The sequence below is a fragment of the Desulfobacterales bacterium genome (assembly GCA_034520365.1).
In the GTDB taxonomy this organism is placed as follows: domain Bacteria; phylum Desulfobacterota; class Desulfobacteria; order Desulfobacterales; family Desulfosalsimonadaceae; genus M55B175.
Map to the genome: position 1 here is coordinate 1082914 of JAXHNP010000006.1, position 17076 is coordinate 1099989.

General features: G+C 52.9%; 12 protein-coding genes. 3 read left to right on the plus strand and 9 right to left on the minus strand.

The genetic code is table 11. The features are described 5' to 3' along the window. Positions 1 to 189: 189 nt before the first annotated feature. The gene (gene proX, locus U5L07_12825; GenBank protein ID MDZ7832630.1) at positions 190 to 1296 is read left to right on the plus strand and encodes a glycine betaine/L-proline ABC transporter substrate-binding protein ProX; all 1107 of its coding nucleotides are present in this window, start codon (positions 190 to 192) and stop codon (positions 1294 to 1296) included. A 442-nt stretch (positions 1297 to 1738) separates the two neighbouring features. After that, on the plus strand, positions 1739 to 3955 hold the full coding sequence (locus tag U5L07_12830) for a glycosyltransferase (protein ID MDZ7832631.1): 2217 nt from the start codon (positions 1739 to 1741) through the stop codon (positions 3953 to 3955). Positions 3956 to 3986: 31 nt separating this feature from the next. On the opposite strand, the gene U5L07_12835 is transcribed toward U5L07_12830, so the two are convergent. From U5L07_12835 to U5L07_12875, 9 genes are all read right to left on the minus strand, one after another. Continuing rightward, positions 3987 to 5024, minus strand: coding sequence for a dual specificity protein phosphatase family protein (locus U5L07_12835; GenBank protein MDZ7832632.1), 1038 nt, complete (start codon positions 5022 to 5024; stop codon positions 3987 to 3989). Next, complete coding sequence (locus tag U5L07_12840) at positions 4993 to 7503, minus strand: PEP/pyruvate-binding domain-containing protein (protein ID MDZ7832633.1); 2511 nt, start codon at positions 7501 to 7503, stop codon at positions 4993 to 4995. Before U5L07_12840 ends, U5L07_12835 begins: the two co-directional genes overlap by 32 nt. After that, entirely contained in the window at positions 7503 to 7874 is a 372-nt protein-coding gene (locus U5L07_12845) for a response regulator (GenBank protein MDZ7832634.1), read from the minus strand. The genes U5L07_12840 and U5L07_12845 overlap by 1 nt, the downstream gene beginning before the upstream one ends. Positions 7875 to 7931: 57 nt before the next feature. Then, the gene (locus tag U5L07_12850) at positions 7932 to 10028 is read right to left on the minus strand and encodes an ATP-binding protein (protein ID MDZ7832635.1); all 2097 of its coding nucleotides are present in this window, start codon (positions 10026 to 10028) and stop codon (positions 7932 to 7934) included. Further along, positions 10021 to 10968, minus strand: coding sequence for a phosphate/phosphite/phosphonate ABC transporter substrate-binding protein (locus U5L07_12855; protein ID MDZ7832636.1), 948 nt, complete (start codon positions 10966 to 10968; stop codon positions 10021 to 10023). Before U5L07_12855 ends, U5L07_12850 begins: the two co-directional genes overlap by 8 nt. A gap of 104 nt (positions 10969 to 11072) precedes the next feature. Beyond that, entirely contained in the window at positions 11073 to 11576 is a 504-nt protein-coding gene (locus U5L07_12860; protein ID MDZ7832637.1) for a four helix bundle protein, read from the minus strand. A gap of 20 nt (positions 11577 to 11596) precedes the next feature. Beyond that, positions 11597 to 13006 carry a sigma-54 dependent transcriptional regulator gene (locus U5L07_12865; protein MDZ7832638.1) on the minus strand — a complete coding sequence of 470 codons (1410 nt, stop codon included), beginning with the start codon at positions 13004 to 13006 and terminating at the stop codon, positions 11597 to 11599. 17 nt (positions 13007 to 13023) lie between these two features. Beyond that, positions 13024 to 14169 carry an ATP-binding protein gene (locus U5L07_12870; protein MDZ7832639.1) on the minus strand — a complete coding sequence of 382 codons (1146 nt, stop codon included), beginning with the start codon at positions 14167 to 14169 and terminating at the stop codon, positions 13024 to 13026. After that, on the minus strand, positions 14166 to 14654 hold the full coding sequence (locus U5L07_12875; GenBank protein MDZ7832640.1) for a hypothetical protein: 489 nt from the start codon (positions 14652 to 14654) through the stop codon (positions 14166 to 14168). Before U5L07_12875 ends, U5L07_12870 begins: the two co-directional genes overlap by 4 nt. 644 nt (positions 14655 to 15298) lie before the next feature. Here U5L07_12875 and U5L07_12880 point away from each other — a divergent pair. Continuing rightward, the gene (locus tag U5L07_12880; protein MDZ7832641.1) at positions 15299 to 17008 is read left to right on the plus strand and encodes a sulfite exporter TauE/SafE family protein; all 1710 of its coding nucleotides are present in this window, start codon (positions 15299 to 15301) and stop codon (positions 17006 to 17008) included. Positions 17009 to 17076: the final 68 nt, after the last annotated feature.

Below are 17076 nucleotides of genomic sequence, written 5' to 3' on the forward strand. Positions count from 1 at the left end.
TAGCCTGTTTGGCGCCGGGCCCCAACCGGTATCCAACTTTGTTGTAAATATCGTGCCGCAGAATGATGAGGCAAATGGGAGCGGCAATGGTGATGGCAATTGCTTTATGTCCGCCGTCCTTCAGAAATGCGGTGTTTCTGACTGATGAAGCGATTATCTATAATCACATTAAAAAAAGCGAGGTGTATCATGAAAAAGATGACATGGGTGCTTGGCATCTTCTGCATTTTCCTGCTTATCGGCTGCGGCCAGGAGGAAAAGACTGAACAGCCGGGCGAAGAGACAGTCAAAGAAGCGTCCGAGGCTGTAAAAGAGAAAGCCACGGAAAAGGCCGAAGTGGCTTTGCCGGGCAAGGGGAAAACCGTTACGCCGGGCTGTGCCACATGGACAACGGGGTTTTTTCTGGAGGCTCTTTACTCAAGGGCCTGTGAAGAGTTAGGCTACGAGGTGAAGGAGCCGAAAAAACTGGCAGCCCCCGTATTTTACCGGTCTCTGGCCGCCGCCGATCTGGATTTCTGGGCGAACGGGTGGTTTCCGCTTCATCATGAATTCCTGCCCACCAACTGGAAAGACAAAATGACCATGGCCGGAATCGTTGTAAAAGCCGGGGCGGTGCAGGGATACCTGGTGTCCAAAGCGCATGCGGAAAAATATGACATCACGTCTTTGGATGATTTTAGAAGAGAAGAGGTGAAAAAGGCATTCGATGCCAACGACGACGGCAAAGCGGATCTGGTGGCCTGCCCGCCGGGGTGGGGGTGTGAAAAGACCATCGCTTTTCACATGGACAACTATGATCTGTGGGATCATATCAACCTGATCAAGGCCGGCTACAGCGCCAGTATGGCAGATGCCATAGCGCGTTATAATGATGGGAAGCCCGTCTTCTTTTATACCTGGACCCCGAACTGGACCGTCTACAAGCTAAAACCCGGCAGGGATGTGGTTTGGATCAACGTACCTGAAATCATTCCCAAAGATGGCCAGAAAGGTCTTGAGGAAGATATGGTTGCCAGTGGCCTGACCGGAACGGTGACAGACCCCTGCAAAATGGGATTTGTGGCAAACGATATCCGTGTTGTCGCCAACAATGAGTTTCTGAAAAATAATCCGGCCGTGGAAACCATGTTTTCCCTGATGTCTGTTCCGTTTAACGATATAACGGCACAAAACAATAAAATGTTCGAAGGCGAAGGTGATCAGGAAGACATCGAGCGCCATGTAACCGAGTGGATCGAGAAGAACCAGCCCAAGTGGAATGCCTGGCTTAACGCGGCAAAAGCGGCTGCGAGATAGTCGGGTTGGAAGTATTTCTCTCTGGGCCGCGGGGCGGCCGGGACCGAGCGTAAAAGTAATTTTTGTTATCGGGTAAATGAGCCCCCCTTTGAAAAAGGGGGGATTGGGGGGATTTATATCGGGCCATGATGAAAAATCCCCCTAAATCCCCCTTTTAGGCAAAGGGGGACTTAAAGGAGCCGGTCTTTTATTAAAGGGGGACTTAAAGGAAATTGTCTTTTTATAGGCCTTTGCCAAAGCCAAAAGCACTGAAGCTTTTACACCTAATACCTAATACCTAATACCCAAAACCCAAAACCCAAAACCTTAAACCGTGAACTGTGAACCGTGAACTGTGAACCTTGAACCTTAAACTTTAAACTTTAAACCGTGAACCCGTGAATTTACCTATACGTGAGATATGCTTTGATGCGCTGAAACACACGGACGAAGAGGGACCTGAATGAATCGCCGAAAACTGCTGAAACTGTTGTTCTACGTCAATCTCCTCATTCTTTGCCTGCTTGTCGGTTACAAGGTGTATTTAAACTTGTTTGACACGGATTTCAATGCAATACACAGCCGGCAGCTGGAGCGGATCAAAAAATCGCTCGCCGAAAAAGAAAGCTACAGCTTTGCGGTGGTCGGCAATATATACAATTCCATCGGCATCTTCGAGGACCGGATTGTACCGGTGCTCAATCAGGCGGGCCTCGATTTTGTGGTCTCAGCCGGAAATGCCGTAAGCGGCGGCGGGGAAGACAAGTACCGGGCGCTCCGCGGCACCCTCAGCAAACTCGAAATCCCGTATCTGCTCACCTTTGGGGACAATGAACGGGAGGGTTTTGGCAGCCTGCGCTTCTATGATCATTTCGGCCCCTTTTTCTTTAGTTTCAGGGCCGGCGGGAGCCGGCTGATATTTCTCGACGGCACCGGCAAAACCGCCTGGCAGTGGCAGATGCGCTGGCTGAACGATCTGCTTGCCCGGGACAACACCACCCGCACTTTCGTGTTTGTGGCCCACCCGCCGCTTCATCCGGATACGGAACCGGCGTTTGCCGAGCCGGAAGACTACCTTCATCCCCCCGAATTTCGGGAGGCCCTGCTTGATGCAGCGGAAAAACACGGGATCGATATGGTTTTTTCCGCCAATCTTTCCCTGTACGCAGAGCAGATGCGCCAGGGGACGCGCTTTATCACCACCGGCGGGGCCGGCGGCCTGGTGCTCAATGATGAGACCAGCTTCTATCATTATGTCCGCGTTGATGTGGGCGAAAACGGCGAAATCAGCCACTCCATGCACCGGCTTGAATTGGGCCAGCATCCGGTTGTAAAAAAACTGGAAAGTCTGTGGATGTTTATCCACTCCCTCTTCTATGTGGGCTATATCAATTTTATCCTGCTGGTCTGCCTTTTTCTGCTGCTGACCATCAAACTCTATAACGCGGTGTTTGTGGGCGAGGATTACTATCCGGATTATAACATCGACCCCACATCCTGGCTTGAGAAACCGCTTCGGATCGCCATGTTTACCAACAACTACCTGCCGTTTATCGGCGGGGTGCCGATTTCCATTGAGCGCCTGCGCAAGGGGTTATTAGAAAGCGGCGACCAGGTACGGGTGGTTGCGCCGAGCTACCGGGATCAGGCCGAAGACGAAGAACATGTCTTCAGACTGCCCTCTGTCCTTGGCATGGGCAAAAAAGCGGAATTCCGTATTGCCAATATTTTTGTTCCCCGAATCTTTAAGCAGGTCAAGGACTTCGGGCCGGACATCATTCACCTGCATCATCCCTTCTGGGTGGGTTCGCTGGGCCTGTTTATCGCCCGCCGCTTAAAGGTTCCTGCTGTATATACCTATCACACGCGACTGGAAGAATATGCGCATTTTGTGCCCCTGCCGGGTGTGCTGTTTCGCAACCTTATCTCGCATGCGCTGGTCAAGCGCTTTGCCAATAAGTGCGACAGCATTATCGTGCCGACCTACTCCACCGAGGAATATCTGAGGATTATCGGCGTGAAAAGGCCGATCTTTGTTCAGCCGACAGGCATTGATTATCAGCGTATGCAGGAGGTAAGCGATGAGGCGGTTTCCCGGCTCAAAAAATCGCTGGATATTGGCGAAGAAAAGATCTTTATCAGTGTTTCGCGCCTGTCCAACGAGAAAAACATTGATTTCATGATTGATGCCATAGACACCCTGCGCAGCCGGACGGATCAGTCGTTCCGGCTGCTGTTGATCGGGGATGGCCACCAGCGCGAACGCCTGCAGCAGCGCATTGAAGATCTGGGGCTGGAAAAACATTTCATCCTGGTCGGGGCTGTGCCGCCCGAGGAGATGGCCGTTCATTATCATTTGGGCGATGCCTTCCTGTTTGCCTCCAAGTCTGAAACCCAGGGGATGGTCATACTGGAAGCCATGGCGGCGGGCCTGCCGGTGGTGGCTGTTCGTTCCAGCGGTATCGACGATGTGATCCGGCACGGCCACAACGGCTTTAAAACACCGGAAAAGCAGGAGAACTGGTGCAACTGCGTCCGGCAGTTACTTGAAGACCCGGACCTGAGAAAGGAAATGGCTGAAAATGCCAGTCAATTTGCCGGGAATTACTCCTTGGAGCAGTTTGCCAAAGACGTGCGGGAGATATATGCCATCACCCTGGCCCGGGCAGGCGGGGAATAGGTGATTTGGCAGGGTGTTTAATAGCCCCGGATTATTCGGGATTTGCCAGAAGATAAAAAAAGCGCTGCACAAATTTTCCGCATACCACCTCCGGCAGATGGAACTCCGGGACTTCGCCGGTATTGTTCGGGCCGATGAAAATTTCCAGGATCTCACGGGACAGGGCTTTAAGCCTTTCTGACAGCTCATCCGGGAGCTGTGCGGGGGAGCGGTCAAATACGCGGCATTGGGCCGGCCGGAAATCAAATAAAATACAGCGCCCGTCTTTTAAAAGCGGGCAGGGCAGATCCGCTTCACCGGGGGCTGCCTCGATAGCCGCCGGAATCGCTTCGTCCCCGGTTTGAATGGCACACTGAATACATTCCTGCCTGAGTTCCCGGGTCAGTTCGGTGTTTAAGGAAAACTGCAGATACACGGCTTCTGCCAGGGACAGGCGCACCGATTGATAGCAGCAGCGGCTGTGGTCCCTGCCGCAGCGGGGGGCCTCTTCGGAAATGTCCGCCTCAAGTTTTTCAAAGATATCGCTGACCTGATCAAAATAGGGGGATAGTTCGACTTTAAACTGCGGAATCAGGGAGGGTTCCGCGAGGTTTAGCGGGGCCTCCTTTTTTCCGTATTTATAGAGAAAGCGCTTCTGCGGATGTTCGGTGGGCTGGGAGCGGATGCCGCGCATTTTTTTCTTTGCTTTTTTACTGTCCAGTCCTTTGCGCAGCAGGTAGGCGTAAACCACTGTGCCGGTGCGGCCGATTCCGTGGCGGCAGTGGATGAGCACTTTTTTGCCCAGGTAAATGGCTTCATCCAGCCAATCCAGGGCTTTTTCCAGCTCCTTTACCTCCGGCAGGCCCGCATCCATTATCGGCAGATAATAGACATCAAACCCCTGCTCCTGTTCAAATTTTGCCAGCTCTTCGATTTCCAGGCAAAGGTTCATAATGGCCTTGATCCCCTGTCTTTTGATGCTGTCGAGTTCCTCATAGGACATGGGCGCATGGCCCACAGCCAGCTGGGGCGTGACCCAGGTGAGCGGGTAGACCGGATCATGGGTTTTCTTGAACAGGGAAAAAATCATAGACTTCCTGTATTATGCTTTCTGACATTGACCTGACATGTTCCTCGTTTTTAAGCCGCATGTCAAGCAGTACGGTTTTTCCGAGCACAATGCCCAGCCGGCCCAAATTGGCGCCGGTCTCCTCGGCTGAGCGGCGGTCAAAGGCCGCTTCCAGGAGATCGGCCGCGGTATGCACGGAGAATCGAAAATGCGCAAGTATGGTCTGAATCAGCTGAACTCTGAAGAGGCGCTGCTCATCATTGCCGCCGCCGCCCTTAAAGCTGAAGTGGATATAGTTCTGTTCGGCATCCGGGCTTTGAATGGCATCCAGGACCGCAAAATGGTATCCGAACCGGAGCAGGGCGTGCAGGTATTCCCTGTCCAAAATGGCATAACTGCTGAACTGGGTAGACTTTTCAACGTTTATAAAATCAGCCGTACTTTTGGCATAGGCCATCCAGTCGTAGTGTAAAACAGCGCTGTCCCATTTGACCCCAGGCGATGCGAGGCCTTCAAAAAGCTGCTGCATGGGCCGGCTGTTTATGTCTCTTAAATGAACCGCCTTGCCGGATTTTGCGTCCGGCTTTAGTCCGCGGGCCACGTCAAGCACGTGCATCACCAGCGGCAGGCCGGAGATCAGGCGTTTGGCTCCGTAACTGTCTATGCCGCGCCGGCCCACCAGGGAGAACATCTCCCGCACGCCGGCCTCATGCACATAGCGGACGATATCATGCAGACTTTTGCAGGCCTCTGCGGAAAATTCCCTGGCGTCCGGGTTATGAAGGCTCAAAGGGGAGATATAGGCAAGCGCGTCGCTTAATTTTTTGCGCAGCGGGGTTTCAAGGACAGCCGTTTCCGGCTTGACGTGAGGGGCACCGAAAAACCGGCCGCCTAAAATTAACCCCTGATCGGTGTCCAGGCTGACGATTTGCCCGTTTTCAAACTCAGATGTCTTGGAAACATTGCAGAGCACCGGAATTCCGGCTTCTCTGGCGACAGATGCAAAATGACACGCCGGGCTGCCGTGTTCGGCAATAATGCCATGGACTTTGCTCAAAACAAGGGTTAGTTCCGGCGGCAGCTCCCGGGTCACCAGAATGGCTTTTTCAGGTATTTCGGAAAGCGTCCCGGATTCTTTTAAATGATAAATCCGGCCGGATGCCTGTCCGGAGCTCACCCACTGGCCCCGGGCCAAAATTGAATCTTCGGGATAGTCGGATCGGGGCGCCGGTTCCGCGGCAGACATTCTTAAAGGCCGGGACTGCACGATAAAAATGCGGTCCGTGTGATCGACCAGCCATTCCACATCCTGAGGGGTACCGAAAATTTCTGCCAGGTTTTGCCCGATTAAAAACAGGTTCCTTAGCGTTTCCGAAGCCAGAAGGCTGCCCTCATCCTCCGGATGCAGCCGCTGCCGCTTAATGTCAAATCGGGCCTGCTCCTGGTAGGCGGCCCCGGCAGCCAGTCTTTCGCCGCTGCCGGAAACCATATAAAGGACCGCCTGATCCCGTGCGTTTTGATCCCGGGTATAGAGGATGCCGCTCACCCGGGCCTGGATGGTGGGCATCACAAGTACGGCCATGGGGGTCATCCTGTCGGTAAACCCCTGGCTCATGCGGTAGTAAATGGCATGCGCGCTGTATTTGCCGGCCAGCACCTCTTTATAGGCGGAAAACCAGTGATCCGGGGAGACATTTAACCGGCTTTCAAACTGGCCGGCAAACGAGGCCTGGATGTCCTCGCCCACGGCGCTGCTGCGAAGCGCCAGGGGGGCGGCTTCAATGCCCAGCCGATGCAGGCTGTTTTTAAATTCTGTTTCCAGGTCTTGGGGCGGGTCGGCCTCTAAAATCGCTTTCCGGATGGCCTGGCTGACTGCCGGCAGATTATCTATGTTTTCCGGGCTGAGCCGGCTTAACTGTTTTTGAATAAAGGGCAGAAGATCATTGGAGGAAAGCACCTGATAGAAGGCCCGGGTGGTAATTACCAGTCCCGGCGGCACCGGCAGATTGTGTGCGGTGATCAGGGCGGCCAAAGTGCTTGCTTTGCCGCCGGCCAGGTCCTCTGAAAGCTCCGCGGCGAGGGGCAGTATATAGGGCGGCCCGGGCTCCGGCCGATCCTCCATCAGGGCCAGGTTAACGTAGAACGCATACTTGCGGTGATAGTTTTGCAGCAGGGAATATTTAATGGGATTAAAAGCGGTGATGGCATTGATTAAGCCCTGCACCTCATGATCCAGCGTTTGACAGGTGTGTTTGATGTATTCCAGGTCACAGACCAGGTTTTTTTGTTTGATTTCCTCCAGCCGGGAAATGATTTCAAGCGCAGACCGGTCGCCCTGGCGCAGGCGCTGAAAAAAGGCATATTTTTTGCGGATTAATTGGCCCGGAAAAAAAACCTTGAAAAACCAGTTTTCAAAGGTATGTCTGATTTGGGAGCAAATCCGCTGCCCCCGGGAAAGCGGCAGCTGCCCGGCCGCCGATTCTCTGGCCGGTTTCCGCATCAGGCGGAATCCCGGCGCTGCAGAATGTTCTGGATTTTTTCCTCAAGTTCGTTTTTATCAATCGGCTTGACCAGATATTCCTTGGCCCCGTGATCCATGGCTTCCCGGGCGGTCTCAAGGGTGGGATAGCCGGTGAGCATGAGCACATCCACCTCCGGGCGCAGCTCTTTGATTTTTTTTAGCACTTCCACGCCGCTGATTTTCTTGAGTTTGATGTCTAAAATGGCGATGTCCGGATTTTGTTTGTTCACAAAGTCCAGGGCGTCCTGCTCTTCGGTGAACACAACCACTGTATGCCCTTTTCGCTCCAGAATCCGTTTGATCATGATGCCCGCATCTTCCACATCGTCAAGAACCAGTATATGACTCATAATTAACCTCCATAAAGGCTGTTTTTATCCTAAATCGTCTTAATCTTAATCTTAACCTTAACTTTGCGCTCCCCCCAGACCCAACTCTTCGCATTCCTCCTCCGGCAGTTCCATGTACCATAGGGGAAGCTCCACCAGAAACACGGTGCCCGGGCCAGCCGGGCGGCCCTCATTCGGGATCTCTTTGATGTATTCTTTGGGTGCCGGGCTTAGCACATTGATCCGGCCGCCGTGATCTTTTATGATTCCGAATGTAACAGAAAGCCCCAGGCCGGTGCCCTTTCCCACCGGCTTGGTGGAAAAAAACGGATCAAAGATTTTGTTCAGAATTTCCTGTTTGATGCCGGCGCCGGTATCGGTCACGGTAATGGCCACCCGCCGGCGATGGGCGCAAAGTTTGGTTGTGATCCGGATATAGCCGTCCTGCTGGATGGCGTCGAATGCGTTGTTTAAGAGGTTCATCCAGACCTGTTTGAGTTTGTCCTTATCCCCGTCAATGTCCGGGATGTTGGGATCAAAATCGGTGAGGATCTGCACCCGGCTCAATCCGAAGGTGTGCTCGACAAGTGAGATGACCTCCTCTATTGACTCGTTAATGTTCACCTCCGTTTTGGTGGTCTGATTCTGCCGGGAAAAGCCCAAAAGATCCGAGACGATATTGCTGCAGATTTTGGTCTGTTTTTCGATAACCTGAATATCAGCCGCCATCTGGCTGTCGGGTTCCACATCTTCTAAGAGCATTTGCGCATACCCTAAAATAATACCTAAGGGCGTATTGATCTCATGGGCCACGCCCCCGGCCAGACGGCCCAGATCCTCCATTTTCTGGGACTGCACCAGCCGTTCCTGGTATTGCTTGATCACCGAGATGTCCCGGGCGGTCAAGAGCAGACCGGAAATCCGGCCCTCAGTATAAACCGGCACCTTCAGGATATGAAACCAGATCTCGGTATCGCCCTGGGAGACGCTGATTTCCTTGGACAGGGGCTTGCCGGTCATTAAAATCTGCATGTCCTCATGATAATTCTGATCCGCCTGGTATTCACTGAAAATATCGAAATCGGTTTTGCCGAGAATGTCCGCCTCGGTGAGTTGAAAGTAGGAGCAAAACGCCTTGTTAGCGGCCTGATAGACCAGACTTTCATCCTGAAGGGCCACCATGTCCGGAGTCACGTCAAGGGTGGTGCGCAGCACCTCCTTCTGCCGGGAAAGTTCTTTTTCCGCCTGCTGCGTCTGCTTAATCCGTTGGTCCAGGGTCATGGCCATATAGTCAAAGGCTTCGGCCAGCTCCTGGATCTCGTCGCCGGCATTTTCCTGATAGACTTTACAGTTCAGGCAGTTGAAATCACCCTCCTCATCCTGATTCAGATGGTAGAACGGGCAGAGCGTGCCGGTGATATACCAGCATCTGCGCCGGGTATCCCCGTAGGCCGGACAGGAAACGGCCTGACAGTTGTTGATTTCCCAGCAGTGGCGCTTTGGCTCGGGCGCCGAGTAGACGCTGAGGTTGCCCTTGACCATTTCATTGGCCGAGTCTGTCAGGGCTTTGATGCGGTTGGTAAAACGCGAGGAAAACCAGGAAGCCACGGCCAGCGCCAGAATGGTTGTGCCGGCCGTAAGCCCGAAAATCCAGAGGGAGAGCCATTTGATCATCTCCTCAAGGCGTTTTCGGTGCATGCCGATACGCACTGTGCCCAGCTGGTCGGCTTTTATCTGAACGGGCGCGGCAAAGTCATAGATCTTGCCCTGGTCGGTCAAAAGGAGCATGCTGGAAAACTGGTTGACGGAGGTTTGCCCTGTATAAACGTCCAGAAGCTGCACCGGAAAGCCCTGTTCAAAAGTGTGCACCAGCACCCGGCCGGCCGGATCGAGAATAAAGGCATACCTGAGATCCGGGTTGGCCTTTTGAACCTCGTCCACCAGATTTTTGAGGCGCAGGAAATCCATGGCCAGCAGCGGCTCCTCCGAGCGGTAGGCCAGGTTGGACGCCAGGACCTTGCCCCGTTCCTTGTTTTCCCGGATAAGCTCTGTGGCGGCGATGTGGGTACCGATGATGCCTAAGACCAGGCCAAGGCAGAGGATCACAGCGGACAGCGCCAGATGGAACTTGGTCTTGATTTTAAGCCGCTGTATGGAGAAGATCCGCTTATTCAACCGATTTTACCTCTACCTCGTCGGTGAGCCGGCGGATGGGATCAAAATCCGCGTCCTCTGCCGGAATAATGCTTTGAAAATGGGCCAACTCTAATATCCTGCGGTGGGCCGGCTGGTTCGGGTCCAGCTCCAGAAGGGCTTGTTTGATCCTTTCCACCACATCCGGATCCAGTTCTTTTCTGGCGGCGTACACCCAGCTCGGATATTGCCGGGTATTGGCCAGAACACGAATCGCATCCAGTTCCACCTGGTCCCGGACCAGATCAAGCGTTCCCTCCCGGATCGAGCCGATGTCTGCTTCCCCCAGATAAACGGCCTGGACCACCTTTTCCTGTTTGCCCCCCGGGCCGGGCGCAAAGGTGATGCCCCGGAAGTCATTTTTGGTAATTCCGTGCGCTAAAAAGTGGTCCAGGGCAAAGAGGTAGCCGGCCGCCGATGTCGGGGCCACAGCCATCCAGCGTTTGTTCCGGCAGTCCCGGAGGTTTTGGATTGCCTTATTGTCGGCCCGGCAGATGATCTGCCCCCGAAAGGTGGGGCTGCCGTTTTTTTCCACGATCCGGGCAAATGCCCGGGCCTGATAGGTGTCGGCAATCCGGGTATAGACCAAAGGGTTAGAGAAGGAGATATCGATTTTGCCTTCCCCCACCATTTTGGCATGCGCTTCAAAACTATCCGGAAATACCTGGCGGATGGGCAGTCCGGTCTTTTCAGCGAGGTATTCCACCAGCTGATGGTGCCTGGAAAAAGAAACCCGGTGGGAGTATTGGGGCAGACAGGCATAGGTCAGGGAGTCAAGCTCCCGCTGAGTTCGGATCTGTTTTCGTTCGCTGAGATCGACTCTGCGGGTGGGTTCGTCCTGGTTGCAGGCGGCAAGCAGGCAGGCGGCAGCCAGAAAGATGCAGAATAATATTTTAATGCGGAATAAAAAGAAGGCTTTCATTTTTAATGGGTATCAACCTGCCGGGTTAAAGTCAAGCGAATGGCCCGACTCGTCACGGCTAATTTGTTCTAACCGCAAAATCCATACCCCCGGTCCTGTTAACGCTAAGGTTGGGATTCGTTTTTTTCGCTATCGGGATCGAAATCGGGATCGAAATCGCTATCGGGATCGAAATCGATGCTGTAGACTTCCTGATCCTCTCGAACTTGGTATCCTCTTCCGCCGAGACGGCTGAGCATCGCGGCCATACGGTCGAGTTCATCCTTGCGGTTCCGGCTTTCCATCTTGTCCAGCGCCTTGCCGACAACCAGCACATCTTGAATCGCCGCGCACTCAAGCGCGGAGCCACGAGCGATTTCGAAATAACGCCTTCGGTCGGCTTCCGCGGTCTTGCCATTACCTTCGGCGATATTGAGCGGTATCGACTGGCTGGCCCGAAGCCATTGATTCCGGGCGGGCCGATGGACTCCGTTCAGGCTGTCGGCCTTCTCGTAAACCCATGCAACGTAGCCTATTGAAAGGCGATAGACGTCCAGTTTTTCACGTCCAAGGGTCATATTTTTTTCGATCCCGATCCCGATAGCGATTTCGATTTGGATACAGAACAAATTAGCCCTGCCCGACTCGTTTACTGTCGGTAATCTTCGGCAGAGATATTATAGCGCCGCATAATCTGCTGAAGGGCCTGCCGCTCCATCCCGCAGATTTTAGCCGCCTGGGTGACGTTTCCGGCCGTCTCTGTTAAAAGCGCCCCGATATAATCGGTATTAAATGTTTGCAGAACATTTTCTTTCGCAGTTTTATATGGGAGGGAGCGGATATCCGGGAGTTCGGCAGCCCCGGCAGCTCCGGCGCCGGCCGGGTTGTTTCCGGCCAGATCATCAGGTTTTACTATATCTGATGTTGAAAACAGGATGCTTTGGATAATCAGGTTTTCCAATTGCCGAACATTTCCCTCCCAGTAGCACGCCTGAAAAAAGCTGATCAGTTCAGGAGACATGGCTTTATCCGGTTTATTCAGCCGGTGGCAGTGCTTATTAAACAGGTGATCGGCAATCAGCGGGATATCTTCGGGCCGTTTGCGCAGCGGCGGCAGTTCAATGGGAAGCACATTTAACCGATAATAAAAATCTTCCCGGAACTGGCCCGCCCGGATTTTTCCCTTAAGATCCTGGTTGGTGGAGGCAATAATCCGGACATCCACCGTTACCGTCCGCGTATCGCCCAGGGGTTTTATCTCCTTTTCCTGCAGCACCCGCAGCAGTTTGGTCTGAATGGACGGGCTGATATCGCCGATTTCATCCAGAAAGATCGAACCGCCGTTGGCCTGCTGGAACAGCCCGATTTTATTCTGGGTGGCATGGGTGAAAGCGCCCTTTTTATAACCGAAGAGCTCGCTTTCCAGAATCTGCTCCGGCACGGTGGGGCAGTTGACCGCCAGAAATTCACTCTGGCCCCGATGGCTTAAGGCGTGCACCGCGCGGCCTGCCAGATCTTTGCCGGTACCGGATTCGCCTGTTATTAAAACGGTTAAATCCGTGGCCGCCACCATCTGGATGGTTTCAAACACCCGCTGCATGGCGGTGCTTTTGCCTACCATGCCGTGAAAGATATGCGGGCCGTTTTCATCCTGTGTTTGTTTAAGGCGGCGGTTTTCCGCAAGCAGCGTGCTCCGTTCAAGGGCTTTTTCCAGGCGGACAAGCAGGGTTTCATGGTCAAACGGCTTGGTGATGAAGTCATAGGCCCCCTGCTTCATGGCATAAACGGCGGTTTCAATGGTGCCGTAGGCGGTCATCATGACCACGGTTAAATCGGGCCATTTGCGCTTGATCAGTTCAAGCAGCTCCAGCCCGTCCATCTCCGGCATTTTGATATCAATCAGGGCCAGATCAAATGATTGCTCAGAGAGAAGCTGAAGTGCGGCTTTGGCCGATGCCGCGGTTGACAGCCGGCAGTTTAGGTCCGGTGCCAGGCTTCGCCTGAGAAGCTCCAGCATATCATGCTCATCATCCACAATCAGAATTCGGGGGGTTGTCATCATCTGGCTCGCTCAATTTAGGTAAAACCGTTTACCGGCAGAATGACCCGGAATTCCGTGCCGCTGCCGGGGGTGGAGTCCACCTCGATATCGCCGCCATGGCTTTTAATAATCCCGTAACTGACTGCCAGGCCAAGGCCCGTGCCTTCGCCGGTGGCCTTGGTGGTGAAAAAGGGATCAAAAATCCGCTTCAGGTCTTTGGGCTCAATCCCATAGCCGGAGTCTTTGACCCGGATTAATACCTGATGAACGTCCGGGTGGTATTCGGTACGGATTGCGATTTGACCCTTTTCTCCCACCGCGTGCTTGGCGTTCATGACCAGGTTGATCAGCACCTGTTTGATTTTTTTCTCATCAATTTGCAGACTGGGAATATCCGACTGAAATTGTTTATGAATTTCAACTTCCGGGGTTTTGGCGCGGTGCTCCAGAAAAATCAGCGCATCCTCGATCACCTCATGGATATCCACCACCGCAGCACTTGGCTTGGAACGTCGGGCGAAATTCAGGAGGTCCTCCACAATGGACTTGCAATTTTTTGCATGCTTTAGAATCGTGCTCAAATCTTCGTGGCGCTGGGTATCAGCGGGCTCACTGCGCAGCAGCAGCTGGGTATAGCCCTGGATAATTCCCAGCGGATTATTAATTTCATGGGCAATGCCGGCCGAGAGCTGCCCGATGGAGGCCAGCCGGTCCGCGTGGGCCATTTGTTTTTCATGCTGGAGCAGCGCATCGGTGCGCTCCTGAACCCGTTTTTCCAGGGTCTCATTAAGATCCAGGACTTTGGCGTGTGCGGTCTGCAGGGCCTGTTTGTCGGTGATAATCTGCTGATAGATCTGCCAGCTGCGGTTAAAAAACAGGGTAACCGCGGCGGCTACGGTCAAAAGCAGGGTGTTGAGGCTTCCGCTGTAGGGCTGGAGCGCCTGCCACATCTGCCCTTGATCCGCCATAAGGAAAAACTGTTTGAGGATGTGTCCCCCGGAGCGGGACAAGGCAAAAATCCCTAAGCAGACGCTAAGCCACAAAAGATAGGTCCATACGATGTTGTCCGGATGGCGCCTGCCCAACCCAAGGGCCTGTCTGATGCAGAGCAGGGAGAAAACGATCATCACCAGGGAGCCGGCCATATCCACCAGTCGGATGGGAGAAGCAAATACAGTCATGGCGTCTTTTTCCCCGGAACCTCTGTTTCCGTCTCCGGCGGGCTTAGCCGGCGAAGCCCCATATAAAGAAAGATTAATCCGGGCACGCACAGCAGATGATCCAGCTTCAGCAAATAGTAGAGGCCGCCCAGCCAGCCCATGCCAGCCGGCGTGTCCAGCTTTATCTGCCAGGGCCCAATCCGTGTGACCTGAACCAGGAGAAACTGTTCGTCAAGAAGATGCACGAGAAATGCATCCAGGGACCATAAAATAAAGAACAGGGCGGCATACTGGATATTGCGCCATCCGGTTTCGCGCACCAGTTTCCGGGATCGCAGCCAATAGATCAGAATGGCCATGGCAAAAATAAAAAACAGGTGGGAGAGCTGGTGGACGAATAACCCTTCTGGCGCGCCGTGCGCCTGTGTGGCCGCGGCCGGGCGGGCCAGGCAGAAGAGCAGCCCGAGGGATGTCGCTGTAAAGAAAACATTGCGTGTTTGTTTCATATATAGTTTCATATATATTGGACTATGGCGGTATGGGATAAAAAGTAATTTTTTAATTTGCAATAGACGTGCCATTTGCAATCAGGCTCATGGGTTTTAGGTATTATTGGGTGTTCGGTTTTAGGTGTTGGGTATTAGGTATTAAGCGTAAAGCTTAAGGTTTCAGTGTTCAGGTGTCAGCACGGGTTTATAGCATTTTTCCTGAAATCTGAAACCTGAGACCTGAAACCTATATCCCCCTTTATGGCAACAATAGCTGCTATAAAAATAATGCGCTTTATTAATTTTTTTCCAAAATTTAATTAAATTAATAAATTGAAAAATCGCATAAAAATTATGGCGGCGCAATAGTTTTATTTCGATTTTTGGGAATAGAATTACAGGTTCCCGGTTTCAGGGCGGGTGTTTTTTTTTAGCTCCAAAAATATTTAACAAAATATCAATCGCTTTTCGTTTCACCTGATTTTTATAACAGTACACCCTGATTCTGGAACAATTGTTGCATTAGATTTCCAGGCAATATGCAGCGGGCCTAATGCGTGGGATGCGCAAGCTTTTTTTTGCGCCACTTGAAAATGCGATTAAGTTAATTGTTATATCCAATGTTTGACACAGAGAATCATCAATTCTTTAGAGGAGGGAGTATGAAACGGATTAATCGGATAAAGCTTTTTCTGGCAGTTTTTTTGTTTTTGTTCTTGTGGCATGTGCCGGTGCTCGCAGCGCAGGGTGTGGATGCGAGAATCAGTCAGCAGACTTATAAAACCGGGGATCAAATCGTTGTGACCGGAAAAATTCCGGCCGGTGAAGACCTCTATCTTTCAATTGCCTCGGAACGTGAGTTCGCCCCTGAGGAGGCCGGGGGGGTCAATGAGCTGAAGACATTCAAAGACGCGGTCCGGGAAAACAGCTTTGAGATGGATACGTCGGTTCCGGTTTTTTATTACATGCTCACCAACCAGCCCGGTAAATTCGGTGACGTTGTGAAAAAACGTTTCGGCGGTCCCTCCTTTATAAAAGGCATCTACAGCACCACCATGTTTAAACTGGCGGAATGGGAGGCCCTGGATTCTCAAATCAAAAATTATTTGGGACCCCTGGACAGTAAAGAAGAGTGGGCCTTTTTCAAATATAACCACGAGACTGACTATGGAATAAACACCGTTACCAAGGAACGTACCCAGGTGGGCAAGGTCACCATTTTTGCCCGAAGCGTGCTGGCGGATGAGGAAAAGAGCGGCAACTACTGGAATGAGGGCACAAACATCAATCTGGACAAGACAACCGGCGAATTTACCGCATCTTTCAAATCATTCCGCCATACCCCGCCGGATACGGAGTTCAATGTATCGGTGAACGGGGCCGCGATCGGCTCATACCAACTGGAGGGTGATGGCTTCTGGCTCTCTCTGGGCGGTCGTTACATGAACCCCATCTGGATTATTATCGGTGCGATTCTGGTGGGCGCCTTTTTCTCTTTGATCGGCGCTGCCGGCGGCATGCTGATGGCTGCCTATCAGGTGATTGTGGTCAATACGATGGGGCCGGTGGGGTTGAATGCAGCTAACGTGTTAAGGCCGTCAAATGTGGCCCTGACGCTGTTTTCACCGCTGGGGTCTTTTTATCGCTACGCGATAAAGGAGCACCGGGTGGCCTGGCCGGTTGGCCTCTCATTTGGTGTCGGCATTCTTATTGGCTCCATCTGGCTGGGTAAATACGTGACCCAGTTTCTGCCGCTGGCCTCATACAAGGAGTGGCTGGCTGTCCTGGTGGTGCTGATGGGGGCCCGTACTGTTTATGAATTGACGCCCCGGGTAATGGAAAAACGAAAAAACATCAAGGCCATGACCCAGAAATTTAACGAAGAGGTGCAGCGGGCCAAGGAAGAGGGCCGGGCGGCAAAAATGGGCCGGATCGAGCCCATATCCAGCGGCGCCAGCATGCTTACCAACTACCGGTTCAAGTTCTGGGGCGAAGAGTTTAGGATCAATCCGCTGCTTTTCGGTGTTATAGGAGTTGGCGTGGGGATCGTCTCCCGGTGCTTCGGCATTGGCGGCGGCTTTCTTTTGACCCCGCTTATGACCATGATCGGGGCGCTTCCCATGTATGTGGCCGTTCCGGTTTCACTGGTGGGCACCTGTTTCTCCAGTATCGGATCATTTATCGGTTACCTGTTAAACGGCTATCTGCCCGATCTCTGGATCGCCCTGGCCATTATTATCGGCGGTTTTGTGGGCGGCTACATCGGCAGCCGGATGCAGAAGCTCTTTACCGAGGTTCAGCTGAAAATTATACTGGCCGTGGTCTTGTTCTTCCTGTTTTTCCGGTTTTTCAAGATCGAAATCTGGATTTAACCTTTAACCCTCCTACCCTGAAACGGCCGGGCCGGGAACTCGGCCCTGGCCCGGCCAACTCATTGGAG

Coding starts and splice junctions, on each gene's coding strand:
- proX (MDZ7832630.1), top strand. CDS start 190: ATGAAAAAGATGACATGGGTGCTTGGCATCTTCTGCATTTTCCTGCTT.
- U5L07_12830 (MDZ7832631.1), top strand. CDS start 1,739: ATGAATCGCCGAAAACTGCTGAAACTGTTGTTCTACGTCAATCTCCTC.
- U5L07_12835 (MDZ7832632.1), bottom strand. CDS start 5,024: ATGATTTTTTCCCTGTTCAAGAAAACCCATGATCCGGTCTACCCGCTC.
- U5L07_12840 (MDZ7832633.1), bottom strand. CDS start 7,503: ATGCGGAAACCGGCCAGAGAATCGGCGGCCGGGCAGCTGCCGCTTTCC.
- U5L07_12845 (MDZ7832634.1), bottom strand. CDS start 7,874: ATGAGTCATATACTGGTTCTTGACGATGTGGAAGATGCGGGCATCATG.
- U5L07_12855 (MDZ7832636.1), bottom strand. CDS start 10,968: ATGAAAGCCTTCTTTTTATTCCGCATTAAAATATTATTCTGCATCTTT.
- U5L07_12865 (MDZ7832638.1), bottom strand. CDS start 13,006: ATGACAACCCCCCGAATTCTGATTGTGGATGATGAGCATGATATGCTG.
- U5L07_12870 (MDZ7832639.1), bottom strand. CDS start 14,169: ATGACTGTATTTGCTTCTCCCATCCGACTGGTGGATATGGCCGGCTCC.
- U5L07_12875 (MDZ7832640.1), bottom strand. CDS start 14,654: ATGAAACAAACACGCAATGTTTTCTTTACAGCGACATCCCTCGGGCTG.
- U5L07_12880 (MDZ7832641.1), top strand. CDS start 15,299: ATGAAACGGATTAATCGGATAAAGCTTTTTCTGGCAGTTTTTTTGTTT.